General features: G+C 38.9%; 2 protein-coding genes. Both read left to right on the top strand.

Going from position 1 to position 1,102, the window contains the following annotated elements:
* Nucleotides 1-509: glycine zipper domain-containing protein (locus I3255_RS14685; RefSeq protein WP_238039492.1), on the top strand; the 509-nt coding region annotated here is incomplete at its 5' end.
* Nucleotides 506-1,045 (top strand): DUF5384 family protein, encoded by a 540-nt coding sequence (locus I3255_RS14680; RefSeq protein ID WP_198911696.1) that lies wholly within the window; start codon nt 506-508, stop codon nt 1,043-1,045. The genes I3255_RS14685 and I3255_RS14680, both read left to right, overlap by 4 nt.
* The last annotated feature ends 57 nt before the right edge of the window (nt 1,046-1,102 follow it).

The raw sequence follows: 1,102 nt of genomic DNA, 5'->3' as shown, positions 1-1,102 counted from the left end.
TTACCTTGATGAATAAAAAATTAGCGCTAAGTTTAATGGCATCATCTCTTATTATTGGTCTGACTGGATGTCAAGCAACAGGAGAACAATATAAAGCAACCTCTTACCAAGTATCAGCTCTTAATCATAAACAAGAAGCGAAAACGATTAATATTATCGCAGTCACTGCAGCTCAAGTCCAAGTCGATAACTCTCAAGCGAAAAAAACAACAACTGCAGTTGGTAGCTTACTAGGTAGTGTTGCTGGTGCATTTATTGGTGATAATCAAGGAGAAACTTTAGTTGGAGGCCTTTTAGGTGGTGTTGCCGGAGGTGCAACAGGCCTTGTTGTTTCAGATACGATCATGGTTGAAGGTGTGACCCTTACTTATTCAGAAAAAAACAAAATTTTCACCTCAACCCAAATAGGTCGTTCTTGTGAATTTAAACCAGGGGTTGCTCTTGTTGTTTCAACAGAAAAAAATGAAACCCGTGTTCAACCTAACTCTGTATGTGTGGAGCAAGGATGATCAAGAAAAGTTTCATAATAATAACAGCTCTAATATCGACCTCTTCATTGGCGAATGGTCTGCAATCGCAACTCCAAGCAATACAGCAAGCCGAGCAACAAGGCATGGCTAATGTACAAGCAGAACAACGTCGACAACACCGTATTGAAGAAGAAAAAAGAGCTAAACAAGAACGTATAGCGGAACAAAAGCGTAAGCATCAAGCGGCTATATTAGCTCAAAGAAATGCTCTTGCTGCTAAGCAAAAACAAGAGAAAGAAACTGAGCGACTTGCAGATAAGTACCGCGATCAACATTATGAAGATGAGTTACGTCAATTAGAAATAGAAAGACAAAAGCTTGCAATTCAGCGTGAAAATGCCCGACTTTCCCGTGAAAATGACTTTATTGATGCTGAGTTAAATCGGCAAAAAGCCCAGACAGATATTTTACAATCAGAAGCCGACGCTACCCGAAATATCTCCAAGGGAACACAGAATTTAATGGAGTCAAAAGGTAAAGCCGCAGAGAATGAAACTAAAGGTTGGTTTAACTAATTTTTAGTTTAGTTTTTCGCAATAAAAAGCCCAATCATTATCGATTGGGCTTTTATT

It is taken from the genome of Psychrobacter sp. Ps6 (genome assembly GCF_022129235.1).
In the GTDB taxonomy this organism is placed as follows: Bacteria; Pseudomonadota; Gammaproteobacteria; order Pseudomonadales; family Moraxellaceae; genus Psychrobacter.
Note: the sequence above shows the minus strand (reverse complement) of the source record. Positions and strands in the feature narration are given on the sequence as shown.